This window comes from Microbulbifer maximicatervae (SeqCode) (genome assembly GCF_052467825.1).
In genome coordinates this window covers 1,175,001-1,198,961 of the sequence record NZ_CP174327.1, presented here as the reverse complement: position 1 = coordinate 1,198,961, position 23,961 = coordinate 1,175,001, and the positions used below count along the sequence as shown (strand labels likewise).

The following is a 23,961-nucleotide window of genomic DNA, read 5'->3' as shown; positions in this document are numbered from 1 at the left end:
ATGCCCGGGATTTTACGCCTCGTGTTATGCCCTCTGTGCCAGCTCTGATCAGGAGCGGCACCAAACTGTGGGGTCCTGCGCTTTACCCCGGTGGCGAATTTCGAAGTAAACACCGCTATGGCTGAGTCCACCGCTATTGCCAACCCGAGCGATGGTGTCACCACTTTCCACCCACTCGCCAATATTACGGGTGAGGGACTGGTTGTGGGCGTAGAGACTCATGTACTCCTCTCCATGATCCAGGATAACCAGCATGCCGTGGCCGCGCAGGTAATCGGAGAAAACCACGCGGCCGCGGTGGATTGCCCGTACCGGCTCCCCTTCATTGGCGCGCAAGGTGACACCTTTCCAGGTGATGCCATTGGCGCGGCGCTGTCCATAAGCGTTGGCGCGGCGGCCATCAACAGGCCACTGCATCTTGCCCCGCTGGTGCGCAAAGGGCTTTTGCTCGCTGGGGTTTACCAGTGAGGCGATGGCGCGACCTACTTCGTCGATCAATTTTTGTAGGCGTGTGCGATCCCCTTGGAGCTGCTTGAGTTCACCGCTGCCATCGGAGAGCCGCGCCGCCAGTTTATCCAGCGTGTCCTTGCGATTCTGCTGTGCGACGCGCAGTTTGCTCTGGCGTTTCTGCAGCTGCTCTCGCTCCGCTTTCAGGGTTTCGCGCTCGCGCTCAATGGAGGCGGATACGGTTTCCAGTGAGGTGAGGGTTTCCAGGTAAGTGTCTATGATGCGGCTGCGTTCTTGGAGGAAGTAATCGTGGTAGCGGAGATGGCGGGCGACGTTCTGTGGATCTTGCTGGTTGAGCAGGAGCTTGATCTGCTCCTGTCGGCCTAGTCGGTATGCGGCGGCGATCTCCTGCTCGACCCGCCGCTGCATACTTCGTCGCGACTCTTGCAGTTGCTGTTGTTCCTGCTGGAGTTCGCGCAGCTTGTCCGAGCGGCTGCGCATATCCTGTTTGATCTTGTCTATGCGCTGGTGCAGCCCGGAAATATCTTTCTCGTTCTCTTCCAAATCCTTGAGCAATTGGTCGCGCTGGCCCCGCACCTGGTTGAGTTCCTGTTGCAGGGACTCAATGCGTTGCTTGATTTGCGCCAGGCGCGCCTGCTCATCTCCCTCAGCCTGGCTCCAGGCGGGTAGGGAAATCAGTGTGATCAGGAAGAGTACGAGAGTTTTCATCAGTCCATTTTTACCAAACTTTGGCCGGTCATTTCCGTCGGCTGTGGCAGATCCATCAACGCTAACATGGTTGGTGCTACATCCGCCAGACTACCTCCGTCACACATTTGCACATTGCGCTCGCCGATATAAACAAAAGGCACCGGCAGAGTGGAGTGCTGGGTGCTGACCTGGCCGGAGTTGGCGTCGAACATCTCTTCCACATTGCCGTGATCGGCAGTAATCAGCACCTCGCCGCCGGCAGCCAGAGCGGCGTTTACGACGCGCTCTACACACTGGTCCAGGGCTTCGACGGCTTTTACTGCAGCCTCGAAAACACCGGTATGGCCGACCATATCGCCGTTGGCGTAGTTGCAGATAATGGCGTCGTACTCGCCGCTCTCAATCGCCGCTACCAGTTTGTCAGTGACAATTGGCGCATTCATTTCCGGTTGCAGATCGTAGGTGGCCACATCCGGTGACTTGATCAGTTCGCGGGTTTCGCCGTTGTAGGGCTCTTCGCGGCCGCCGCTAAAGAAGAAGGTAACGTGGGCGTACTTCTCTGTCTCGGCGATGCGCAGCTGGGTTTTGCCCTCTGCAGACAAGTACTCGCCGAGGGAGTTGACCAGGTTTTCTGGTGGGAAGGCACAGCTGGCGTGGATATCGGCAGCGTATTCGGTCGTCATGACAAAGTCCGCCAGCTGCGGCTTGGCTTTGCGCTCGAAGCCGCTGAAGTCCTGCTCGGTAAAAGCGCGGGTTAACTGGCGCGCGCGATCCGGGCGGAAATTCATAAAGATAAGGGCATCGCCGTCTTGGATGGGAGCGGGCTCGCCAATCACCGTTGGCGCGACAAACTCATCGTTTTCACCGCGCTCATAGGCTGAGGCCAGTCCTGCCAGGGCGTCACTGGCACGGTGCTTTGCTGTACCCAGGGTCAGCATGTCGTAAACGGACTCGGTGCGCTCCCAGCGCTGGTCGCGATCCATGGCGAAGTAGCGCCCGGCCAGGGTAGCCATATGGGCATTGCCGACGGAGTCACACACCTGCATCAGGCGCGCCAGGGAGGGTTCGGCACTGCGCGGTGGGGTGTCGCGGCCATCGAGAAATGCGTGTACATAAATAGCGCGGGCGCCGCGCTGTGCCGCCAGGGTTATCATGGCAACAATATGATCTTCGTGGCTGTGTACGCCGCCTTCGGACAGGAGTCCCATAATATGGACGGCGCCGTTGTTGGCGATAGCCTTATCGACCGCAGTGGTGTAAGCGGTATTGCGGAAGAAGTCGCCGTCCTGGATGGCTTTGTTGATCCGGGTAAAGTTCTGGTAGACCACTCGACCAGCACCCAGTGTCATATGGCCGACTTCCGAGTTGCCCATTTGTCCATCGGGCAGGCCCACCGCCATCCCGGATGTCTGGATCAGGGTTTTTGGGCGGGTCGACCAGATATTGTCCCAGACCGGAGACTTGGCTGCGTGAATCGCATTGTGCTCGGGATTGTCGCTGTGGCCGAAGCCGTCCAGAATCAGCAGGACCAGGGGGCGTTTTTGCGGGGCTTGCGTAGCGGCCATAGCGACAGTATTCCTCTTCCAAGGGTTAAATTGCGGACGCGGATTTTAACCTGTGGGGCTGGTATTTCACCATTTTATTTAGCTTAAGCCGGATTACAAAGAGGCTGGGGCGGAGGGATTTGGTTGATTAGAATTTCGCCATGATCGTGTATACTCCCGCCGGCATTGGGCGCCATAGCGCCCTATTGATTACCACTTGAGGATTTTGGGGGCGAAGTGGATTTTCTCGACTTTTTAGCTGAGCAGTGGCTGTTGGTCGGCCTGCTTGTGGCATTGCTTTACGCATTTGTTTTGACTGAGCGATTCAAGTCTGGCGAGCCGGCATCACTTCATGAAGTGACCAAGCTGATCAATAGCGACGGGGCGAAGGTGCTGGATATTCGCGATCGCAGCGAGTTCACTGCCGGTCATATTGTCGACTCCCTGCATATTCCCCACGGGGATGTGGCTGAGCGCATTGCCGAGCTGGAACCGTTTAAAGACAAGACCATTATTGTCGCTGACAAGATGGGGCAGCACGCAGGTCCGGTGGGGCGCATGCTGAAACAGAAAGGTTTCCAAGTGCGTCGCCTGCAGGGCGGAATGAGCGAGTGGGCTAACCAGAACCTGCCTGTCGTTAAAGGCAAAGGTTAACCTGAAGTATAAGTTTGACGGAGTTTTGTCATGCAGAATGTTGTCATTTATACCACCCGTTTCTGCCCCTACTGTATTCGCGCCAAGCAGCTGCTGGATAGCAAGGGTGTCGCTTATCGCGAAATCCCTGTGGACAATAATCCCGGCTTGCGCGCAGAAATGGCTGACAAGGCGGGGCGCCGCTCGGTGCCGCAGATTTGGATTGGCGATAAGCATGTAGGTGGTTGCGACGACCTGATGGCGTTGGAGCGCGGTGGCCGACTCGACAAATTGCTGAAAGCAGCGGGATAAACGGAAAACTGACGCGGCCGCCAACATGCGGTCCCCAATTTTTGCTATTTATCCGGTCTGGGCCTTGAAACGTTTTATCGAGGCCCCAACTGTTGAGTTATTACCGGAGTCTTTCTCACGGAAGGCATCAATAAACTTTTTATAATGAACAGGCTGTAACATGGCTGAAGAATTAAATGGCGCAGCGGCAAACGCAGAGGCTCCACAAGTACAATTTGCGATGCAACGCATCTACCTGAAAGACCTCTCCTTCGAAACCCCGATGGGTGCCGAGGTCTTCAAAAAGCAGTGGAAGCCCCAGGTTAATCAGGAGCTGAACACCAAGACTGCGAAGATCGAGGACGATCTGTACGAAGTGGCTCTGACCCTGACTATCACCGTAAAGCTGGAAGAAGACACCGCTTTCCTGGTGGAAGTAAAACAAGCTGGCCTGTTCGGTATCAAAGGCCTTGAAGGTCAACAGCTGGCCCAGGCCCTGAATACTGCCTGCCCGCAAATTCTGTTCCCCTACGCTCGCGAAGTGATCGATAACGCTGTAGTTAAAGGTTCTTTCCCGGCACTGATGTTGCCGCCGGTGAACTTCGACGCTCTGTTCGCTGCTGCCCTCGATAAGGCACAGAAAGAAGCAGAGGGCGCTCAAGCGAACGCTTAATTCGCTTTAGCCCAGCTGGCACGATAAAAAGGTCCCTTAGCGGGGCCTTTTTTTATATCTGTAATCTCCCCGGGGATAGCGTCCATTTTACTGACTATCCCTCCGCAACCGCAGCACAAACCTGGAGCCGCTTATGCAGTGGGATCTGCCAAACCCATTTATCACCACAGTGACGGTTGGCGCCGAACATGTGGATGGTCTGAGTCATGCCAACAATGCGGAATATGTGCGCTGGTGTGAGGCTACCGCCTGGGCGCACAGCGCAGCCCTGGGTCTGGATGTCACGAATTATCAGCAGCTTGACCGGGGAATGGCAATTCGTCATGGCGAGTATGACTATATACTGGCGGCCAGAGAGGGGGAGGAATTGCTGTTTGGCACCTGGCTCACTGAGGTGGACGGGCGTCTGAATATGACTCGCCGCTTTCAGGTGTTTCGCGCCGCCGATAAGGCATTGGTATTGCGGGCCGAATGGCGGATGGTGTGCATTGAGCTTTCCACTGGCAAGCCAAAACGTATGCCGGCGATCTTCAAGGAAATTTACAGTCCGGCAGTGACTGCCCCGGAGGCTGAAAAAAATGAGTGAAGAGTTTGTATCCCTGACCAACAATTCAGGGGCGCTTAAGGACAAGACCATCTTTATCACTGGTGCCAGTCGCGGCATTGGCCGGGCGATTGCCCTCAAATGCGCGGCGGATGGTGCCAATATCGTGATTGCCGCTAAGTCGGCAGAGCCACATCCCAAGCTTCCGGGAACCATCTTCTCGGTGGCGGAGGAAGTGGAGAAAGCCGGCGGCAATGCCTTGGCCCTGCAGGTGGATGTGCGCGATGAGCAGCGAGTAGAGCAGGCTATGTCGGAGGCTGCCGAAAAATTTGGCGGCATCGACGCTGTGATTAATAATGCGGGCGCGATCAACCTGACCAATGTTGAGTCGACACCACCCAAGCGCTACGACCTGATGCAGAGTATCAACAGTCGCGCGGTGTATCTCACCGCCCACTTGGCGACTCCCTACCTGAAGAAAGCTGACAATTCTCATATTCTCAGCCTGTGCCCACCGCTGAATATCCAGCCCAAGTGGTTGGGGCCCTTCGCTCCTTACGCCCTGTCAAAATTTGGTATGACCATTCTCAGCCTGGGTTTGGCAGAAGAGCTGCGTGAGGCGGGGATCAGCGTGAACACCTTGTGGCCGCGCACACTGGTGGCCACCGCCGCGATTGAATTTGCGGTGGGTAGTCGTGATATGTTTGAGCAGAGCCGCAAGCCCTCGATTATGGCCGATGCGGCCTACGAGATACTGACGACTAAAGATGTCGCCTTGAGCGGTCGCCAGCTAATCGATGAAGAGCTGTTGGCAGAGCGCGGTGTGAAGGATTTCACCGGTTATGCCCACAATCCAGCCAATGCAGACAATTTAACCAAGGATTTATTTCTCGACTGACGCTGGCAGGGGGTATTTGTGAGCAGCGACAGCAAATTATTTAAAGACGCTCTCGGTGAAATGGGAGACGTTAAACCGCTGGCGCAGGAGCGCCGCGTCAATTTGCGCAAGGAGCCGAAGCAATCTGAGTCTATGTTGCGGGAGCGCCGCGCCGCTGCCACGCGACTGACAGAGCGGGAAATGAACCCCCTGTCCGGTGAATATATTGATCTGGTAGAGCCATGGGATCCGTTGGAATTCAAGCGCGATGGTGTGCAAAACGGGGTCTATCGCAATTTGCGCCTGGGCAAATACAGCATAGATGCGCGCCTGGATTTACATCGCCACTCTGTGGAGATGGCGCGCAGGGCCGTGATGGAATTTATCCGTGATTGTGTTGAAGCGGATGTGCGCTGTGCCCTGATTACCCACGGTAAGGGTGAGGGGCGTAAGCAGCCGGCGTTATTGAAAAGCTGTATCAATCACTGGTTGCCGCAGCTGCATGAAGTACTGGCTTTTCACAGTGCGCAACCCCAACACGGGGGCTTGGGAGCGACTTATCTGCTGCTGAGAAAGAGTGAACGCAAGCGGCAGGAGAATCTGGAGATACATCAAAGACGCCGTTAAGGTTCTTTTGTAACTTTTCTGTCACTTATGCAAATTAAGATGCGCCGCTGAGGCTTTCCCCTCAAGAGTGCTTTTTTAGACTCCTAAAGCTCATCTTTTTGATTCTTCTTGATTGTCATTCTGGCGACCCAATGGGTCGCCTTTTTTATAGGGTTGGGCCTGGCGGTAGCTGCGGTCTACTTGTTCAAACTCAATATAGGCACTGCCATCGGTATTGCTGATCATCATCTTGTTACCCACGATAACAATCAAATCAGACTTTCTCAGGGCATTGAGGTAATCGATCTCCAGTTCATCGCTGGGGTGTGCTCCCCCCATGCGCGCAATAGCGGGAATCCGCTCCCAGGTGAAAGCACCGCTGCTAGTGAGAGAAAATCGCCCTAGGTACGGATTGGTGCCACTGTTGCCCCTAACATAACCAAATTGATCGCATTTGAAAAAGGGTCTATCCCGCCAAAACCTGCTCCAGCTCAGGGTTGAGTCATAAGTGCGCCCGGAGTAATACAAGCTCGATAGCACCCACTCGTGCTCACAGGCAGACCAAGCCGATCGTTGGAGTTGGGGAATAGGGGGATTGGGGGTGCTGCAGCCTGCAAGCACCAGGTTGCATACGATAATACTCAGTAGTAAGTAAAAAGCACGACGTGGCATGATGTCGTTCTCATTGATTTTGCGACATTTAACCTAAAAATTTACAGGTCTTCTGTGGCGGCGTTCAAGGTCCGGCCTTTACGTATTCTATATAGATATCACCGGAGGGGTCACGAAGTATCAAACGATTCCCGCGCGATTTGGTAAATGCCTGGCGAGTGGCGGCGAGGGCACCGAGGTAGGCATGCTCTTGCCGCAGCAAGGGTTCGGGGCCGCCCATCTTGGTAGAGACAAAGCTGGAGGTATCCCAAAGTAACTGCCCGTTATCGGTTACCTGCACCTCCCCCCGATAGGTGTTTATGCCACTCCTCCCCATGACATTGCCTTGGAGATTGCACACAAAGGTAAAGTCCGCAGGCCTCTGGATGTCGACCACCCCACCATTGACGCGCAAGCGTACCAGCTGCCACTTCTTACCACAGACTGCTCCCATACTGCCTGAGGATTGAACAACTTGGGCTTCTTCTATTCGGTTTGTTAGACATCCGCCGACAACTAATAGGGCTCCCAGAAGCCATATTTGTACCAACCTACTCATCGACGAATAACTCCCAAACACAAACCCTTCTCCAGCCCACACCCAAGCCAGCCACTTTTCGGCTTTCACAAAAGCTTAGTTGTTGGCTGCCGTGACGAGACGACAGCAGTGACAAGCTATGCTTGCACTGATGTAAAAAAATAGTATTTGGCCATCGATTAAAGGACGGTCGTCGATATGATCAGGCGCACCAAAATTGTTGCCACCCTGGGTCCAGCTACCGATAAAGAAGAAACACTTCGGCAATTAATCAAGGCCGGTGTGGATATGGTTCGCCTGAACTTCTCTCATGGAAAAATTGATGATCACAGGCGTCGGGCAAAATTTGTCCGCGAGGAAGCCGAGCGTCAGTGCAGACATATTGCCCTGCTGGGAGATTTGCAGGGGCCCAAAATTCGTGTCGGAAAATTCACTGATGGGCGTATATATCTGCGCAAAGGTGAAGAATTTATTTTGGACCCGGATTGGGATAAAGATAGTGGCAGTCCTGAAGGTGTCTGGGTTGATTATGAAGCACTCGCAGAAGACTGTAATGAGGGAGACCGCCTGTTACTGGATGACGGCCGATTGAGTTTGCGCATCAAAAAAATTATTGGTTTGTCGTTAAAAACTGAAGTTGAAAATGGTGGCTGGTTATCTGATAGAAAGGGAATAAATAAGCAGGGAGGTGGCCTTACTGCGCCGGCACTGACAGAAAAAGACCATCGGGATATCAAAGTTGCCGCCGAGTTACAGGTAGATTATTTAGCCGTTTCTTTCCCTCGCGATGCTCGCGATATTCACAAAGCGAGAAAGTTACTCAGAGAGGCGGGTGGCACAGCACATATTATTGCCAAAATTGAAAGGGCTGAAGCGGTATCCAATGATGCTCGACTCGAGAAGCTTATCTTGGCCAGTGATGCCATTATGGTAGCGCGCGGTGATCTCGCCGTGGAGATTGGTGATGCAGAATTAATGGGAGTACAAAAACATTTAATCAGCTATGCCCGCTATCTCAATCGGGTAGTTATTACTGCGACACAAATGATGGAGTCGATGATTTTGAGCCCGGTACCTACTCGAGCAGAAGTCTGCGATGTGGCCAATGCAGTACTGGATGGTACTGATGCGGTAATGTTATCTGCTGAGACAGCGGCAGGTGAATATCCTATTGAAACCGTTAAGCATATGGCTGAAGTGATTCTTGGGGCAGAAAAACACCGTAAAATTTATTCCACGCCGGAAAGCCTTCGCGGCGATTACCCTGCGGGTGATGCGTGTATCGCCATGGCCGCCATGATCATAGCGAATCATTGCCGAGAAATTAAAGCCATTATTTGCCAGACCGAAACTGGAAATACTGCGTTATTGATGTCGAGAGTATGTGCATTAATTCCTATTTACGCTTTTTGTCGGCACCAGAAGTGCTGCAATCGTGTAGCCCTCTACAGCGGCGTTGACCCTGTATTAATGGATGTTTCTAATATGGACGGCCCGCTGCGAGATCAAAAAGCAATTTCTTATTTGCTGGATCAGGAACTGCTAATTTCAGGGGACTTCGTTTTGATATCCCGGGGTTATCAACAGGATATTGGTGGTCACACCGATACCCTGCGTATTGTCCGCGTGCCCTGATACAAACGATTAAATTACAAATTCTTACAGTGCAAATAACTTACCCCGCACGAACACATCTAACCAGTACCTTGGTCTCCAATTCCTGCTCAACACAGCGAAACTTCTGACCGTCAAGGGTTAATGACTTTGGGCTTCCCTGGGGCGCGGTTGTCGAACAACCGGCAACTCCTGTCGCCAGGGCCACGGCAAGCAGAATAAGTAGTATTTTCTGCACCGCAGTTACCTCTTTGAGTAGTGTGAGTGACGCATTCCCGAATAACTTGTTTATTCAGGGTAGAGGTAATAGCCGTCATTGAGATGTATAGCGCGCCAATTTGTTAAAAGTGGCGACAGTGATATTGGAGGGAGAAGGCTAATTAAACGGACGGTTGTATTGAGGTTGGCGATTAACTAACCCCGCTGCGTCTTTTGATGGTTTGCTACAGCGGGGTTAGTTACCTAATAAAGCTTGGAGTTAGCGTCTACCGCGATGGTGTCCACCGCGAACACGATAGTGGCCTCTATGGCCCCGGTAGCCGCGATAACCGCCGCGGTGATAACTTCTATAGCCTCGGTGATGGGCCCGGTAGCGGGCGTGGGGTGACCGAGGATAATAGAAACGGTTGTAGTAGGGCATTCCGCGATAGTAATAGCGAGCCCGGTAGCGAGGGTGGCCGCGGAATGATGCGGATCGGTAACTGGCGTAGCCACCGCGGTAATAATAGGTATTCACCGGAGTGAAACCAACGGTTTGGTAAACCGGTGTCCTGTAGGAAGTTAAATAGACATTACTCGAAGCGTAATAGTTGGGCGTGGCATAGGGATAAGCGTAGGAGGAGGTGTAAGCGACTTGCCCTCCACTTGGGCCACCGTAACTGGTGTAGGTGGTGTAGTAACCATCGGTGGCACAGGCACCCAGGGCTAGGGCTGTGCACACCGTGGCGGTGAGAATCACCGTTTTTACAGCTCTATTCATAGTGCTTTCTCCGGTAAGTGGAATTTCCCCCCGGAGAGGCCCGGCAGGGGCCAAGCCCCTAGGCGCGCCAACTAGGCGAGCACAGAATCTCAGACTTAGTAAGGTCTTGCGCGCGGCGGTGGATCGACAATTTGATACTGGGTATTTACAACCGCAGGCGGTCTCAGGCGATAAAAGTTGCCGTCCCAGTAGAAGTTACAGTGCTGCATATTGTGACAGGTGCCATCCGGGTGGCAGTGGGCATAGCGGCCACGCAGGTTGTAATACGTCTTGTTGTAATAAGGGCTGTATCCGTAATAACTGGCGGAACAATCGTTGCCTCCGCAGGGATAGCCGGATGTTCCATTACAGGCCGATAGAGCCAGTCCTGCTGCGATGGCGAGCGCACAACCTGAGCCTCGCAGCAATCTAGTGGGCAGCGGTTTCATCAAGACCTCCACACCTATTGGCGGGTAACACTTCTACATTCAGCCTAGCATTTTTGTCGCGTGAATCATCACGGGGCAGAGTAAATGTTCTAGCAAAGCTGAATACCGAGGCAGGTCTGTATTGGTTGATGGAAACTCTTCAGTTTCGATTTGATAGACCCACTTGTTCGGAGTCAAAAAAGGTAAGGTCGGCAGGCGGGTGAAACCACTAAAAATTCGCACATTGTGAGAAAAATGGTTCTCTCGCAATGCGCGAATCAAGCCATGAAGGTTTTTTAACCTAGTGACTGCTGGGCAGGAGATTGGGGTTTATTGACTCTAAGTAGGCGCCGCTGCTCAGCAACTGCTTTGCCTCTTCAATATCCGGGGCAAAGTAGCGGTCCTTGTCATAGAAAGGTACTCGGGCGCGAAGTTTTGCCTTGGCGGCCTCCAGTTTTTCCGTGGATTTTAACGGCGCGCGGAAATCCAGTCCCTGGCAGGCAGCGAGTAGCTCCACCGCCAGGATGCCACAGGTATTGTCGGCCATATCCCGCAGGCGACGGCCAGCAAAGGTGGCCATGGATACATGGTCTTCCTGGTTGGCGGAGGTGGGCAGTGAGTCCACGCAGGCTGGGTGTGCCATGGATTTGTTCTCACTGGCAAGCGCCGCTGAGGTGACTTGGGCGATCATAAAGCCGGAGTTCACCCCGCCATTTTCCACCAGGAAGGGAGGCAGGCCGGATAGGTTGCTGTCGATCAACAGCGCCATGCGACGCTCGGATAGGGAGCCGATTTCTGCCAATGCCAGCGCCAGGTTGTCGGCGACCATAGCAACAGGCTCCGCGTGGAAGTTACCGCCGGAAATAATGTCGGAGTTATCCGGATTTTCCTCGTCGGTAAATACCAGCGGGTTATCGGAAACACCATTTGCCTCGGCCAACAATACTTCGGCAGCGAAGCGCATCTGCTGCAGACAGGCACCCATTACCTGGGGCTGACAGCGCAGGGAGTAGGGGTCCTGCACTTTTTCACAGAACTGGTGGGAATCACCGATCTGGCTGGTTTCAGCGAGCAGGTCCCGATAAATTGCCGCTACGTCGCGCTGAGCCTGTTGGCCGCGGGCGTTGTGAATACGATCATCGAAGGGGCGGCGTGAGCCTTTGGCGGCTTCCAGAGTAATAGCACCGGTTACCAGGGCGCCGGCGAACAAGTCTTCACTGGCGAACAGGCCGAGCAGGGCAAAGGCGGTAGAAGCCTGGGTGCCGTTTAGCAGGGCGAGGCCTTCTTTGGGAGCCAGTGTAATGGGCTCAAGCCCCGCGGCTTTGAGGCCTTCGTGAGCACTCTTGCGCTCGCCCTTGATAAATACTTCCCCTTCACCGAGAAGTACCACGCTCATATGAGCCAGCGGCGCCAAATCGCCAGAAGCGCCTACAGAGCCTTTCTCAGGGATGGCGGGGTAGACACCGGCATTGACCAGTTGCATTAAAGCTTCGATAACCTGTGGGCGCACACCGGAGAAGCCGCGCGCGAGCGAATTGATTTTCAACACCATCAGCAGACGCACGGTGACTTCACTCATAAAGTTGCCGGTACCGGCGGCATGGCTCAGTACAATAGCGCGCTGCAGGTTTTCCAGGTCGTGCTTTTCAATGCGGGTGTTGGCCAATAAACCAAAACCGGTATTAATTCCGTAAACCGTGCGCCCCTCGGTAATAACCTGGGCAACAGTGTGGGCAGAGGCTTCAATAGCGGGGTAGGCGCTTTTCGCCAGGGACAGCTGCACCGACTCGCGGGCTACGCGGCGCAGTTGCGCAAGGCTCAATTGACCGGGATCGATTTCCAATTGATACATAAATTCATTCACCAAAAAATATTTACTGCTTAGCAGGCTGTTGAAAAACAGCCTGCGCGGGCGGTGCGAAAGCGCCTGCCGCAAAATCAAGCACTGCAATTGCTTGATTTGAGTGCCCATCTTTGTGGACATGTGCCGCAAAGATGGCTTGAAAAAGTCGCTTGTTGGCTTTTTCAACACCCTGTTGGGCGCCGGCAGCGCAGCCCGATAAAAATTATTCGGGCTGTAAAAGATTTCCGCCGGCGGTATTTTTATTGCGGTAAAAAATCAGTCGTTCAGCATGGGCAGGTCCAGGCCCTGCTCTTTTGCACATTTTTTTGCGATCTCGTAACCGGCATCGGCGTGGCGCATTACGCCGGTGGCGGGATCATTCCAGAGAACCCGTTCGATACGTTTGCGCGCAGCTTCGGTACCGTCACAGACAATGACCACCCCAGAGTGCTGGGAGAAGCCCATGCCTACGCCACCACCGTGATGCAGGGATACCCAGGTAGCGCCGGAGGCAGTGTTCAGCAGGGCATTCATCAGCGGCCAGTCGGAGACAGCGTCGGAACCATCCATCATGGCTTCAGTTTCGCGGTTGGGGCTCGCTACAGAGCCGCTGTCGAGGTGGTCGCGGCCGATCACTACCGGTGCTTCCAATTCACCGTTGGCTACCATTTCGTTAAATGCCAGTGCCAGACGCGCGCGATCTTTCAGGCCCACCCAGCAGATACGTGCGGGCAGTCCCTGGAAGTGAATCCGCTCGCGGGCCATATCGAGCCAGTTGTGCAGCTGCGGATTGTCGGGAATCAGTTCCTTAACCTTGGCATCGGTCTTGTAGATATCTTCCGGGTTGCCGGACAGGGCCGCCCAGCGGAAAGGACCGACACCTTCGCAGAACAGAGGGCGAATATAAGCGGGTACAAAACCGGGGAAATCGAAGGCATTTTCCACACCTTCCTCGAGAGCCATCTGACGAATATTGTTGCCGTAGTCGAGGGTTGCGGCTCCGCGCTTTTGCAGCTCCAGCATGGCTTCAACCTGAACCGCCATAGACTGTTTGGCTGCCTTTACTACTGCGGCTTCATCTTTCTTGCGCATCTCCGCTGCGTATTCCATGGTCCAGCCCTGGGGCAGGTAGCCATTTAAAGGATCGTGAGCGGAAGTCTGGTCGGTAACCGAATCTGGCAGAATATTGCGTTTTACAATTTCCGGGAAAATATCTGCTGCGTTGCCCAGCAGGCCAACGGAAATGGCTTCGCCTTTTTCCATCGCGGCTTCAATCATTTGCAGGGCTTCGTCGAGGCTGGTGGCTTTTTTGTCTACATAGCCAGTGCGCAGACGGAAATCGATACGGGTTTCGTCGCACTCTACTGCGATCATGCTGAAACCGGCCATGGTCGCCGCCAGTGGCTGAGCGCCACCCATGCCGCCGAGGCCACCGGTAAGAATCCATTTGCCTTTCGCTTCGCCATTAAAGTGTTTGCGTGCGACGGCGGCAAAGGTTTCATAGGTACCCTGGACGATGCCTTGGGAGCCGATATAAATCCAAGAGCCGGCAGTCATCTGGCCGTACATGGCCAGGCCTTTTTTATCCAGCTCGTTAAAGTGTTCCCAGTTGGCCCAGTGGGGTACCAAGTTGGAGTTGGCAATTAATACCCGGGGTGCATCGGCGTGGGTTTTAAAGACTCCGACAGGCTTGCCGGACTGCACCAGCAGGGTTTCATCGTCTTCCAGGCGCTTCAGCACTTCGACAATCTTGTCGTAGCACTCCCAATCCCGCGCGGCGCGGCCGATACCACCGTACACCACCAGGTCCTCCGGGCGTTCAGCTACCTCGGCGTCCAGGTTGTTCATCAACATGCGCAGGGGAGCTTCGGTGAGCCAGCTTTTGGCATTGAGCTCACTGCCGCGAGGCGCGCGGATTTTGCGGCTGGGATCGTGGCGTTTGTCGGTAGACATAGCTTCCTCGTCAATTTTTCTCGTAAAAAAATTCACACGTCCCGGATTTGATTGTTTCTTTTCCCAGGGCGCGCGGGATAAATCAATAACTAGAATCTCAGTTGTGCACCGAGGCGGTATCGATTGCCTGGGTGAACCAGGCGCGCGAAGCTCACGGTGCCGGCACTGCATTTAGTGCGCCGCCAAACCTGGAGGCACGCATCTCCGGGGGCAATTTCCAGAGCGTGGGCGATAGCGGCTTCCGCAGCTATGGCCTCGACGGTTGTATCGGCCTCGGTCAGCGGTGCGACTTTGGAAAGATAGGCGTTGGGGGTGGTGTGGGCGAAGTCCTGGTCCAGGTAATCTGGAGCCAAGGCTGGATTGGTAAACCGCTCTTCCCACTGCACCGGCAAGCCGTTGTCACAGTGCACAATAATGGAGTGAAACACTTTTGCCTGTTCGGGCACTTCCAATGCCAGGGCTACATCGGCGCTGGCGACACAGGGCTGAGCTAACAGAATGCGGTTGCTGTAACTGTGCCCCCGGGCCGAGATCTCGTCGGCGATATTGCGCACTTCCAACAGTGAGCTGGCGGGCACCGGCTCGGCGACAAAAGTACCCAGCCCCTGGGAGCGCATCAGAACGCGCTCATCGGTTAACTCGGTGAGTGCCCGCCTTGCGGTCATCCGGCTCACACTGAATTGCTGTGCCAGTTGGTTCTCCGAGGGCACCTGGGAGTGAATTGGCCACTCGCCAGACTCAATTTGTTGGCGGATATGGCGCTTGATGGCCGCGTATCGGGGTTCACTTGCAGTATTCATAGACTCAGGTACAGTGCTTCCGTGGCTTGTATATTGTTGTATATACAAGAATGGTTACGGTTACTATGGTTTCCCTGCTGCGGGCTGTCAAGTCGAAGAGGGGAGCTGTATCCTGCCCGTTACTGGTTTGTCGGTCATCGGGCCGAGCATCTATGGTTTAAAAGGAAAAGCGTGCCGCTAAAAGCTTATGTCAGAACGCTGTGATTTGCTGATTACCAATTTGAATGCCGCCACAATGGACCCATCCATTGCCGGTGGTTACGGTGTTATCGAGGATGCTGCAATTGCGGTAACCAAAGGTCGGATCGTTTGGATTGGTCCCCGCCGGGATCTGCCCGAGTGCACCCCAGACCGTATTGTTGATGGCGAAGGTCAATGGGCAACTCCGGGCCTGATCGATTGCCACACGCATCTCGTATATGGAGGCCATCGCGCAGGGGAGTTTGCCCGTCGCCTGGGGGGAGAGAGTTACGAAGAAGTGGCTCGCTCTGGCGGGGGTATTATTTCTACCGTGCGGGCGACAAGGGGTGCCAGTGCCGAGAACCTGTATAAGTTGGCTGAGCCCCGTCTGCACGCCCTGATGGCCGAAGGCGTTACAACCGTGGAAATTAAATCCGGTTATGGCCTGGACCTGGATACTGAACTAAAGCAACTGCGCACCGCGAGACGCCTGGCGCAACACAACTCAGTGGAAATAGTAACGACCTGTCTGGCAGCTCACGCTCTGCCACCGGAATACGACGGTCGTGCCGATGAATATATCGACCTTATCTGCGAGCAGATATTGCCCGCTGTAGCCCGCGAGCAATTGGCCGATGCGGTGGATATGTTTTGCGAGACGATTGGATTTACTGTCGATCAGTGCCAGAGAGTTATCGATGCAGCGAAAAAACTGGACCTGCCAGTAAAAGTGCACGCCGAGCAGTTGGCGCGTACAGGGGCTACTGAAATGGCGGCAAAGTCCGGGGCATTATCGGTAGATCATATTGAATACATCAGCGATGCGGATGTCCGGGCCATGGCGGAAAGCGGCACCGTGGCCGTCCTCCTGCCGGGTGCTTTCTATACGCTGCACGAAACCCAGGTTCCGCCTATTGAAAAATTACGCGAGGCGGGGGTTTGTATGGCATTGGCTACAGACCTTAATCCCGGGAGTTGTCCAATCGCTTCCCTACGTTTGATGATGAATATGGGTTGTCAGCTGTTTGGCTTAACTCCGGCAGAAGCTCTCGCAGGTGTTACCCGTGCAGCCGCTCGGGCATTGGGTTTGTGCTGTTCTCGCGGTGTACTGCGCGAGGGGCTGCGAGCAGATATTGTTCTTTGGCCGATGGATACCCCGGATCAGCTCGCTTATGAAGTTGGCGCTTTAAAGCCTGCAAAAATTTTCCTGGAGGGGCGCGATGTTACAGCTTGCTGATATGCAACTGAGAATCGGGTAAGTTGATTCTTAGGATGGATGTACATCGGAAATAAGGATAAGTTGGTGCTAAATGAGCAACAATATTATCAACAATTTTTATAAGGTTTTTGCGCCCATTATTATCTGAGAATTGGAATGTTGATCTCTATTTAGTATCTATCGAGGACTTTATTTTTAGTTCATGAGTGCTGCTTTGTATTTACAATGGGCGACACTTTTTGATACTGCTAGCCAATGTCACAGCGTTGGCTGATAAATAGGGCATACTTATAAACTGTAAGCCTCTTTAGATTTACAATCGGAATAAATAAACGGTCCCCTCTTAACATTAATGATCAGGGGGCTGTAACCGATAAATAAGTAATAAGGATTTTTGTATACCTTACATTTTCACAGGAAGTGCATCTTGCCTTTGCAATATCTCTATATCAGTTAATGCACACTAAATTCATTACTCTAAAGCTAGGAGCTCTTGAAAATGAGTAATTCCAGTCTTTCAGGAGCAGTGGTGCTCCCGCAAGAAAATCCTCGTATTTTGGCCTTTGATCTGACCCGAGGCATTGCCGTACTATTTATGATTGCTATTCACGTCTTATATCATTATGGACGAACAGACGTGGCAGACAGTGCTATTGGTGTTGCTATCCAGGTATCTGCGGGAACTCCGGCAGCTTCAGCATTTATGCTGATTATGGGTATTTTCATTGGCTTTAGTTCGAAGCCGAGTCTGAAACAGGATTTGTTTCGTGCTGCTGGTCTTTTTGCAATAGGGTATTTACTTAATTTCGCCCGTGGCACAGTGCCTATGTGGCTTTCTTTACAGTTTGGCCTTGTCACACAAGAGCAACTGGGAGAATACACACCGCTGAGTGAATTTCTTATGGTAGATATTTTCCAGTTTGCTGGCCTTGCGCTTGCTATTTGTGCACTAGTCAGGCACTTCTTGCCTCATCCTATATACTGGCTCGCTGCGGCAGCTATCGTAGCATTCGGCTCCTCACTCGTCTGGGATATCGGCAGTAACTCCGTTGTTATTGACGAAATTTTACAGTTGTTTTTTGGCAATAAGCGCGAAGGGGTAATGTTCCCGTTATTTTCCTGGCTTGCCTATCCCCTCGCAGGCATGGCAGTTGGCTACTGGTTTAAAAATACAAAAAATATAGATGCATTGTTCTCACGCAGCATATGGATTGGCTTAGCCCTAATGAGCATAGGTGGCCTTCTAATCATGTTGAATACGCAATACTTCTTTGCCGAAAACATGAGAGGTGGCCCAGGTCTAATTATTCTGCTTATTGGCTATACTTTCCTTTGGCTTTGGATTAGTAATTTTCTCTTAAACAAAGTAAAGAACAGAAAGCTCATTGACGTAGTGGTGTTTTGGGGTAAAAACATAACTCCGTTCTATATTGCTCAGTGGTTGATAATTGGATGGGGATTAATGTTAGTTGGTTCCCAGCAGCTTGGTATGGCCAGTACGTTAACAGCAATGTTTATCGTACTTCTGCTTTCTCATTTTGGGACTCGAGCTTGGGTTAATTTCCGTTCCCATAAAGGGAAAGTTATGGAGCAGCCTGCAGGGTCTGCGGTATAGTACCGACATGCAACACGTGCTGTTGAAAAATGCGGCACGTTAGTGTTGTAGAAGCGCAACTTAAATGCTTCTTTTCCGTGACATATTTTAAGGTACTCGCAGAGGGCATTGCTTGATCGTCTACTTCCAAAAGTATCGGCAGCTTTCGCGTTGGGGCTTTACAGTTCCCACAGCCCGCTGTGCGAAGGTTTGCGCGCGCATATTGCGCACGGCCAATGGATATTCCGGTTCAACTTGCCTACAAAGTGGGGGCTTGAAGCCAATAAAGATCTTCCTCGGAGGTATTGATGTTACAGCTCGCTGATATGCAGTTATGGAGTGGTCGCACCGACTCTGAGGATGGACGTGCAGGTGAGCGCTGGCACCAGCGGATTTCTCCTTTGCAATTGGATGACCCTCCCGGCCTGACTATTCTCGGCTTCGCTTCTGATGAGGGTGTGCGTCGAAATAAAGGGCGAATTGGCGCGGCCAAGGGACCGAGAATATTGCGTTTGGCCATGGCGAACTTGCCGGCAACTTTTGATGCGCCCTTATACGATGCGGGTAACGTCAGGGTCGAACGGGAAGACTTGGAGTCTGCCCAATCGCTATTGGGTGCCCGTATCAATGAGTTGCTCGGTGCCGGTCACTTTCCACTGGTATTGGGAGGCGGCCATGAAATTGCTTTTGGCAGTTATCAGGGGATTGCCCGCTGGATGCGCGAGCATCACCGCGAGAGCAGTCTGGGTATTATCAATTTTGATGCGCATTTGGATTTACGCACACCTGCACCAAAGGGGTCATCGGGTACGCCATTTTTCCAGATTGCAGAGCAGTGCAGGATAAATGGCCGCGAATTTAATTATCTCTGTGTAGGAGCAGCGGATAACGCCAACACACCTGCTCTCTACCAGAGAGCTGATGAGCTGGGTGCCCAGGTTATTCGGGATCGTGAAATCAGTAGCTGGAATCTGAATACGGTTCAGGCGCGAATCCGCGACTTTATTGAGAAGGTGGATTTTGTTTATCTGACGGTATGTCTGGATGTATTGCCGGCGGCAGTAATGCCAGCGGTGAGTGCCCCCTCTGGCAGGGGGGTTTCCATGGAGTTTTTGGAAGTCTTGCTGGATACCGTTTTGGAGTCCAATAAAGTTTGTTTGGCGGATATCGCTGAATTTAATCCTTATTTCGATATTGAGGATCATGGTGCGCGTACCGCGGCCCGCCTGGGATTTCAAATTGCAAATCGTGCGGCCAGAAAAATCCCCTGAGTATTTTTAATAATACAGCGCGGCCACTATGGCTTTGGAGGTCGCGTTAACTTCAGTATTAGAAACTACTATTTTAATCTTTATCTACAGCCGTAAGTGACTGGCAGAAAGCTCCGCTTTTGTAGTTGATATGATCAAAGATCTTGAAATTAATCACTTAAAAACTCTGGAAATACTATTCAGGGTTGAAAGTATCTCCCTTGCAGCAGAGCATCTGCAGGTTTCGCAGCAAGCTGTCAGTTTGCAGCTGAAGAAGATTAGAAAAATAGTTGGGGATGATCTATTTGTGCGCACTGGGCATGGGATGGCTCCCACCAGTTATGCAAAATTTATAGAGCCACAGATTCGACAGGTGCTGACGTTACTCAGTGAGATTCCCGCCCCGGGTTCTCTTGATTCAAGCCAGACTTCCCGGACCCTGGTGATCTCTGCTACAGATTACGCGCAAAAAGTGGTTGTTGCCGAGTTGATCCAAAGGGTCAGGCAATATGCGCCGAAAGTGAAATTTATTGTCACTAATATTGAAAGCGTCTCGCTCACCCAGAAAATGCATCAGGGAGAAATTGACTTAGCTTTCACATCAGCGGGGTATGTGCCTGATGGAATTAATACACAGGTGCTCTTTAATGAGCGTTATGTCTGTATATCGGCTAATCCTATGTATAGTTTAGATGAGTTGGTCCCTATTGATCAGTTGATGCAATCTGATTTTGTGATTACATCGCCAGGGGTTGGAGGCTTGCGCGGTTCAGCCGATCGTTGGCTAGAGGGGCAAGGTCTAAAAAGAGAGATTGTTGTTTCGGCGCCCTCTTTTTATATAGCCCAGGAGTTCTTGAAAAGGACGGATACCCTGGCCTTTATTCCCTCTAGGTTGATGCCTTGTGAGGGCTTGGTGGAAATTACCTTGGATAAGTATCCACCTGGCTATGAAGTTGTAGCCGCCTTTCATCCCCGAGTGGAAAATGATCCATTGGTAAGTTGGATTCTCAATGATCTGCACCAACGGTTTTCTAAGTCAATGGCTTCCTGATTGTATCCGTAACAAGCTTTACCCCATAGCTTTGGCAAAGCTGCCTTTCTACTATGATTTTTTCATGGCTAGAAAGCGTACAGGTCCGTTATGAGTATTCTGAATATTAATCCTTCTTCACTTTATGATGGCAGCTCTTCCTGTCTCTCCCACGCCCGAGTTGATACAAAAACAGGCTTGGTATTTGTATCGGGTCAGGTGGATTGGGATAGTAATTGTGAAGTTAAAAACATAGGGATTGATTCACAGGCAGAAAGTGCCATGCAAAATTTGCTGACGGTGTTGGATGAGGCCGGATCCTCTGTAGTGAACCTCCTACAGTTGCGCATCTATGTTCGTGGAGAAGTGAGCGAGCATCTGGAGAAAATAGCTCCCGTGCTAGCCAAGTATCTGGGTACAACCCGTCCGGCAATCACGGGAGTGGGAGTCGCGTCCCTGGCATCGCCACAGACATTGATAGAGATTGAGGCAGTGGCTAAAACCCTGCTCTAAGTGCCTGAATAAAAAAGCCCCGCATTGCGGGGCATTTTGGTTTTACTTGAGGTGTTCCCTCAGCTCGGAGCCTGCTTGATCAAGAGCATCCTGCACGGCGGGCACGTCACTCAAGGCATTTAGTAGGCCGTAGTCGTGAATCATGCCGTTATAGCGAACAGCGGTTACGGTCACACCAGCGTCGTTAAGCTTGCGGGCATAAGCTTCCCCTTCATCTCTCAGCACGTCCATCTCAGCAGTCTGCACCAAAGCTGGAGGTAAGCCGGTCAACTGGGTTTTGCTTGCGCGCAGAGGTGAAGCATAGATCTCGTTGCGCTGTTTGGGGTCGGTAATGTAGTTATCCCAGAACCACTTCATCATATCCCGTGTGAGGAAGTGATCCTGGGCGAACTGCTTGTAAGAAGCGTTGTTGAAGTTGGCATCGGTAACCGGCCAGAGCAGCAGTTGGAATTGCAGATCCGGTGTTCCTTTCTCTTTCGCCATCAAGGCAACCACGGCTGCCATATTGCCACCGACACTGTTACCGGCCACGGCAAGACGGGAACCGTCGACCCCGATCTTTTCGCCATTCTCCGCGACCCACTGGGTAGCCGCATAAGCCTGGTTAATTGCAGTCGGGTACTTGGCCTCTGGAGATGGGGTGTAATCCACATATACCGCAGCGGCGCCGGAGCGTTGAACCAGGTCGCGGATCAAGCGTTCGTGGGTTGGGTAGTCACCCAAGACCCAGCCTCCGCCGTGGAAATACATAAAGGCGGGAATCTGGCCCCGGGTGTTTTTCGGTTTAACGATAGTCAGTTCCAGCTTTTCTCCATTAACCGTAATGGTTTTCTTGCTGACTTCAGCGGGCGGCAGTTGCGCACCCTCTTGGGCTCCGACCAGGACGGCGCGGGCATCTTTTGGTGATAGTTGCTCAATGGGTTTGCCGCCACCTTGTGCCAGAGCTTGAAGGAACCCCTGGGTATTTTGCTCAACACCAGGGGAAATAGAAGCAGATGCAGAAGTCATACCTAGAGCAAAGAAAAGGGGTAGTGCCAGCTTGGAAACTTTTAAGCCATTCATAACGGATACCTTCAATTCTCTACCGGTTGCTTAAGAAGATATGTGCAGGCGCACATCAACATTGCCTCGGGTTGCATTGGAATAAGGGCAAACTTCATCGTGAGCGGTGTTGGCAATTTTTTCTGCCGTCGCTTGATCCAGGCCAGGAAGATCGATATAGAGGTCAATATCCAGACCAAACCCCTTACCCTGGGGACCGATTCCAACTTCAGCGCGCACAGTGGTTTCTTCCGGGACTTTTACTTTCTCTTTACCGGCGACAAACTTAAGAGCGCCAATAAAGCAGGCAGAGTAACCCGCAGCAAACAGTTGCTCTGGGTTGGTGCCATCGCCACCGGGGCCGCCAAGCTCTTTGGGAATACTGAGCTTGACGCTTAACTTTCCATCTGATGATTGAGCTTCGCCATCACGGCCGCCATTTGCGGTTGCTACTGCGGTGTAAACTGTTTGCATTAACCTGTCCTCATTGATGTGTGTTTGTCTGTCAGAAGCCGCCTGGAATGGAGTCCAGTACTTTTCCCGCTGGATTTATTGAGCTGGGGGTAGTAGTCCGGATTTCTAAGTCAGCTTCTAAACAGCGCGTCAGCTTGGACGCCAGATAAAGTTATTGCGATAACTGTTATTGCGATAATTAAATTTCGCTATAAGGACGATAGCTATAACAAATGGAGTCAAAGCGGGGGCCCCGCTAATGGCGGGGCGATAAAAGAGGCGAAGATTAGGGGTTCGCTAAATATTGGCGAAGCGTCTCTATTTGCGTCTTTAGCGCCCGTGCAGACTGAGGATTCAAGCCACAGGCATTCAGCACTTGAGTGGGAATTGAAGCAGCTTCTTTTTGCATCGACCTACCGGCATCAGTCAGCTCGATAATGACTCGACGCTCATCCTCCGGGTCTCGGTGGCGGTTGATCAGCTTTTGATTCTCCAGTCGTTTGATAACTGGCGTTAGGGCACCTTTATCCTGGCCAAGCCGCAGACTCAGCTCCGTAGCGGTGATTCCATCGTCTTCCCAGAGCACCAGCATCATCAAGTACTGGGGGTAGGTTATTCCCAGTGTCTCCAATAGAGGCTTGTACATCTTGCTCATTGCCAGGGAGGCAGAATAAAGGCTGAAGCAAAGTTGGTTATCGAGTTTTTGGTCTTCGTTTATGGACTTGGCCATAGGCACACCCTACTTACCGGTGGCAGTTTTGCGCCAGTGTAGCGCAAGTATGGACTTACCACGCTCCTTCATTGTTCCAGAACCGACACATACTGCCAATCGAGAGCAGCGAAACTTTTTGTAAGGTTTTATTTGAAGCCGGTACAGTAATTTTCATAGACGATGGAGTGGCCGGTGGAATTACGGGATCAATTATTTCAACAAGCGACTACGGAATATACTGAAGGGGTTTCCCGGCTGGTACATAGCTATGTGCGATCAAAAGCCGAGCATGATGACCTGTTACAGGAAATCTGGCTGGGGCTCTGGCGGGCCCTGCCGACATTTCGCGGTGATGCTAGCTTAAAAACCTTTGTATATCGTATCGCACATAACCGCTGTGTGACCGAGCTGACCCGTAGGAAACCTTATCATGGGAGTGATGATGAATTACTGGAGCTTGAGGACCACCAGCCGGGCCCGGCAGAGCGACTGGTAGCCGAACGCAAGTCTGAACAGCTGGTTCGTGCAGTGCAGAAATTACCCTTAGGACTCCGGCAGACATTGACTCTTCGCCTGGAAGGCCTGAGCTATGCGGAAATCTCTGAAGTTCTGGGTATTACCGAGTCCAATATTGCAGTGCGGCTCAACCGGGCAAAAGAGCGTCTCAATATCTGCCTTTTGGGAAGTGCAAAATGAATGAAGCAGACACAGAAAAACAGTGGCTAGAGCTGGAAAGTATCTGGAAGGGGCAACAGACTAGCGCAGAAATCCCAACTACAGTGCTGAATTGGGTGCGTCGCCAGGAGCGACGAATGCGATTGGCGGTCGCTTTTGAGTATCTTCTTGCCATAGCTGGGG

27 protein-coding genes (1 of these 27 cut by a window edge) are annotated in these 23,961 nt (G+C 52.4%); 14 read left to right on the top strand and 13 right to left on the bottom strand.

Annotation, left to right across the window (positions count from 1 at the left end):
- Positions 1 to 48: 48 nt before the first annotated feature.
- Together ACJJII_RS05340 and gpmI are read right to left on the bottom strand one after the other, a co-directional pair.
- Positions 49 to 1,176 (bottom strand): murein hydrolase activator EnvC family protein, encoded by a 1,128-nt coding sequence (locus ACJJII_RS05340; protein WP_444918548.1) that lies wholly within the window; start codon positions 1,174 to 1,176, stop codon positions 49 to 51.
- On the bottom strand, positions 1,176 to 2,723 hold the full coding sequence (gpmI, locus tag ACJJII_RS05335; RefSeq protein ID WP_444918547.1) for a 2,3-bisphosphoglycerate-independent phosphoglycerate mutase: 1,548 nt from the start codon (positions 2,721 to 2,723) through the stop codon (positions 1,176 to 1,178). The genes ACJJII_RS05340 and gpmI overlap by 1 nt, the downstream gene beginning before the upstream one ends.
- A 216-nt stretch (positions 2,724 to 2,939) precedes the next feature.
- Between gpmI and ACJJII_RS05330 the strand changes: the two genes are divergently transcribed.
- The 6 genes from ACJJII_RS05330 to smrA all read left to right on the top strand — a co-directional run bounded on the left by ACJJII_RS05330 (position 2,940) and on the right by smrA (position 6,347).
- Positions 2,940 to 3,356 carry a rhodanese-like domain-containing protein gene (locus ACJJII_RS05330; protein WP_282930770.1) on the top strand — a complete coding sequence of 139 codons (417 nt, stop codon included), beginning with the start codon at positions 2,940 to 2,942 and terminating at the stop codon, positions 3,354 to 3,356.
- Positions 3,357 to 3,386: 30 nt separating this feature from the next.
- Positions 3,387 to 3,647 carry a glutaredoxin 3 gene (grxC, locus tag ACJJII_RS05325; RefSeq protein WP_282930771.1) on the top strand — a complete coding sequence of 87 codons (261 nt, stop codon included), beginning with the start codon at positions 3,387 to 3,389 and terminating at the stop codon, positions 3,645 to 3,647.
- A gap of 160 nt (positions 3,648 to 3,807) precedes the next feature.
- Entirely contained in the window at positions 3,808 to 4,299 is a 492-nt protein-coding gene (gene secB, locus ACJJII_RS05320; RefSeq protein WP_282930772.1) for a protein-export chaperone SecB, read from the top strand.
- A gap of 133 nt (positions 4,300 to 4,432) precedes the next feature.
- Positions 4,433 to 4,885 (top strand): acyl-CoA thioesterase, encoded by a 453-nt coding sequence (locus ACJJII_RS05315; protein ID WP_444918546.1) that lies wholly within the window; start codon positions 4,433 to 4,435, stop codon positions 4,883 to 4,885.
- The gene (locus tag ACJJII_RS05310; protein ID WP_444918545.1) at positions 4,878 to 5,741 is read left to right on the top strand and encodes an SDR family oxidoreductase; all 864 of its coding nucleotides are present in this window, start codon (positions 4,878 to 4,880) and stop codon (positions 5,739 to 5,741) included. Before ACJJII_RS05315 ends, ACJJII_RS05310 begins: the two co-directional genes overlap by 8 nt.
- An 18-nt stretch (positions 5,742 to 5,759) precedes the next feature.
- Positions 5,760 to 6,347: a DNA endonuclease SmrA gene (gene smrA, locus ACJJII_RS05305; protein ID WP_282930775.1), complete on the top strand. Its 588-nt coding sequence runs from the start codon at positions 5,760 to 5,762 to the stop codon at positions 6,345 to 6,347.
- A gap of 90 nt (positions 6,348 to 6,437) precedes the next feature.
- Here the strand turns inward: smrA and ACJJII_RS05300 are convergent, their stop codons facing one another.
- Positions 6,438 to 6,998 carry an META domain-containing protein gene (locus ACJJII_RS05300; RefSeq protein WP_282930776.1) on the bottom strand — a complete coding sequence of 187 codons (561 nt, stop codon included), beginning with the start codon at positions 6,996 to 6,998 and terminating at the stop codon, positions 6,438 to 6,440.
- A gap of 64 nt (positions 6,999 to 7,062) precedes the next feature.
- Complete coding sequence (locus ACJJII_RS05295) at positions 7,063 to 7,536, bottom strand: META domain-containing protein (RefSeq protein WP_413663749.1); 474 nt, start codon at positions 7,534 to 7,536, stop codon at positions 7,063 to 7,065.
- Between the two features lie 177 nt (positions 7,537 to 7,713).
- On the opposite strand from ACJJII_RS05295, the gene pyk reads away from it, so the two are divergent.
- A complete protein-coding gene (gene pyk / locus ACJJII_RS05290; protein ID WP_444918544.1) occupies positions 7,714 to 9,150 on the top strand; it encodes a pyruvate kinase in 1,437 nt (478 codons plus the stop codon).
- Between the two features lie 40 nt (positions 9,151 to 9,190).
- Here the strand turns inward: pyk and ACJJII_RS05285 are convergent, their stop codons facing one another.
- The 6 genes from ACJJII_RS05285 to hutC form a co-directional block, all read right to left on the bottom strand.
- A complete protein-coding gene (locus ACJJII_RS05285; protein ID WP_413663747.1) occupies positions 9,191 to 9,367 on the bottom strand; it encodes a hypothetical protein in 177 nt (58 codons plus the stop codon).
- Between the two features lie 240 nt (positions 9,368 to 9,607).
- Positions 9,608 to 10,108 carry a hypothetical protein gene (locus tag ACJJII_RS05280; RefSeq protein ID WP_282930780.1) on the bottom strand — a complete coding sequence of 167 codons (501 nt, stop codon included), beginning with the start codon at positions 10,106 to 10,108 and terminating at the stop codon, positions 9,608 to 9,610.
- A gap of 95 nt (positions 10,109 to 10,203) precedes the next feature.
- On the bottom strand, positions 10,204 to 10,536 hold the full coding sequence (locus ACJJII_RS05275; RefSeq protein WP_282930781.1) for a hypothetical protein: 333 nt from the start codon (positions 10,534 to 10,536) through the stop codon (positions 10,204 to 10,206).
- A 280-nt stretch (positions 10,537 to 10,816) separates the two neighbouring features.
- The gene (hutH, locus tag ACJJII_RS05270; protein WP_444918543.1) at positions 10,817 to 12,367 is read right to left on the bottom strand and encodes a histidine ammonia-lyase; all 1,551 of its coding nucleotides are present in this window, start codon (positions 12,365 to 12,367) and stop codon (positions 10,817 to 10,819) included.
- A 267-nt stretch (positions 12,368 to 12,634) separates the two neighbouring features.
- Positions 12,635 to 14,311 (bottom strand): urocanate hydratase, encoded by a 1,677-nt coding sequence (hutU, locus tag ACJJII_RS05265; protein WP_444906916.1) that lies wholly within the window; start codon positions 14,309 to 14,311, stop codon positions 12,635 to 12,637.
- 89 nt (positions 14,312 to 14,400) lie between these two features.
- Positions 14,401 to 15,111 (bottom strand): histidine utilization transcriptional repressor HutC, encoded by a 711-nt coding sequence (gene hutC, locus ACJJII_RS05260; RefSeq protein WP_282930784.1) that lies wholly within the window; start codon positions 15,109 to 15,111, stop codon positions 14,401 to 14,403.
- 187 nt (positions 15,112 to 15,298) lie between these two features.
- Here hutC and hutI point away from each other — a divergent pair, with 187 nt between their 5' ends.
- From hutI to ACJJII_RS05235, 5 genes are all read left to right on the top strand, one after another.
- A complete protein-coding gene (hutI, locus tag ACJJII_RS05255) occupies positions 15,299 to 16,528 on the top strand; it encodes an imidazolonepropionase (protein WP_444918542.1) in 1,230 nt (409 codons plus the stop codon).
- Positions 16,529 to 17,009: 481 nt separating this feature from the next.
- On the top strand, positions 17,010 to 18,125 hold the full coding sequence (locus ACJJII_RS05250) for a heparan-alpha-glucosaminide N-acetyltransferase domain-containing protein (protein WP_444918541.1): 1,116 nt from the start codon (positions 17,010 to 17,012) through the stop codon (positions 18,123 to 18,125).
- A gap of 287 nt (positions 18,126 to 18,412) precedes the next feature.
- The gene (hutG, locus tag ACJJII_RS05245) at positions 18,413 to 19,375 is read left to right on the top strand and encodes a formimidoylglutamase (protein WP_108734921.1); all 963 of its coding nucleotides are present in this window, start codon (positions 18,413 to 18,415) and stop codon (positions 19,373 to 19,375) included.
- A 130-nt stretch (positions 19,376 to 19,505) separates the two neighbouring features.
- On the top strand, positions 19,506 to 20,405 hold the full coding sequence (locus ACJJII_RS05240) for a LysR family transcriptional regulator (protein ID WP_444918540.1): 900 nt from the start codon (positions 19,506 to 19,508) through the stop codon (positions 20,403 to 20,405).
- 90 nt (positions 20,406 to 20,495) lie between these two features.
- Positions 20,496 to 20,897 carry a RidA family protein gene (locus tag ACJJII_RS05235; RefSeq protein ID WP_444918539.1) on the top strand — a complete coding sequence of 134 codons (402 nt, stop codon included), beginning with the start codon at positions 20,496 to 20,498 and terminating at the stop codon, positions 20,895 to 20,897.
- A 42-nt stretch (positions 20,898 to 20,939) separates the two neighbouring features.
- Here the strand turns inward: ACJJII_RS05235 and ACJJII_RS05230 are convergent, their stop codons facing one another.
- The 3 genes from ACJJII_RS05230 to ACJJII_RS05220 all read right to left on the bottom strand — a co-directional run bounded on the left by ACJJII_RS05230 (position 20,940) and on the right by ACJJII_RS05220 (position 23,121).
- Positions 20,940 to 21,959, bottom strand: a complete 1,020-nt coding sequence (locus tag ACJJII_RS05230) for an alpha/beta hydrolase (RefSeq protein ID WP_444918538.1) — start codon at positions 21,957 to 21,959, stop codon at positions 20,940 to 20,942.
- Between the two features lie 30 nt (positions 21,960 to 21,989).
- On the bottom strand, positions 21,990 to 22,412 hold the full coding sequence (locus ACJJII_RS05225; RefSeq protein WP_413663738.1) for an organic hydroperoxide resistance protein: 423 nt from the start codon (positions 22,410 to 22,412) through the stop codon (positions 21,990 to 21,992).
- A gap of 265 nt (positions 22,413 to 22,677) precedes the next feature.
- Complete coding sequence (locus ACJJII_RS05220; protein ID WP_413663737.1) at positions 22,678 to 23,121, bottom strand: MarR family winged helix-turn-helix transcriptional regulator; 444 nt, start codon at positions 23,119 to 23,121, stop codon at positions 22,678 to 22,680.
- A 174-nt stretch (positions 23,122 to 23,295) separates the two neighbouring features.
- Between ACJJII_RS05220 and ACJJII_RS05215 the strand changes: the two genes are divergently transcribed.
- Positions 23,296 to 23,799 carry an RNA polymerase sigma factor gene (locus tag ACJJII_RS05215; RefSeq protein WP_444892304.1) on the top strand — a complete coding sequence of 168 codons (504 nt, stop codon included), beginning with the start codon at positions 23,296 to 23,298 and terminating at the stop codon, positions 23,797 to 23,799.
- Positions 23,796 to 23,961, top strand: partial view of a hypothetical protein gene (locus ACJJII_RS05210; protein ID WP_444918537.1) — the start only. Its footprint extends 422 nt past the window's final position; 166 of the gene's 588 nt are visible here — the first part of the coding sequence; it begins with the start codon at positions 23,796 to 23,798; its stop codon lies beyond the right edge, outside the window. The genes ACJJII_RS05215 and ACJJII_RS05210 overlap by 4 nt, the downstream gene beginning before the upstream one ends.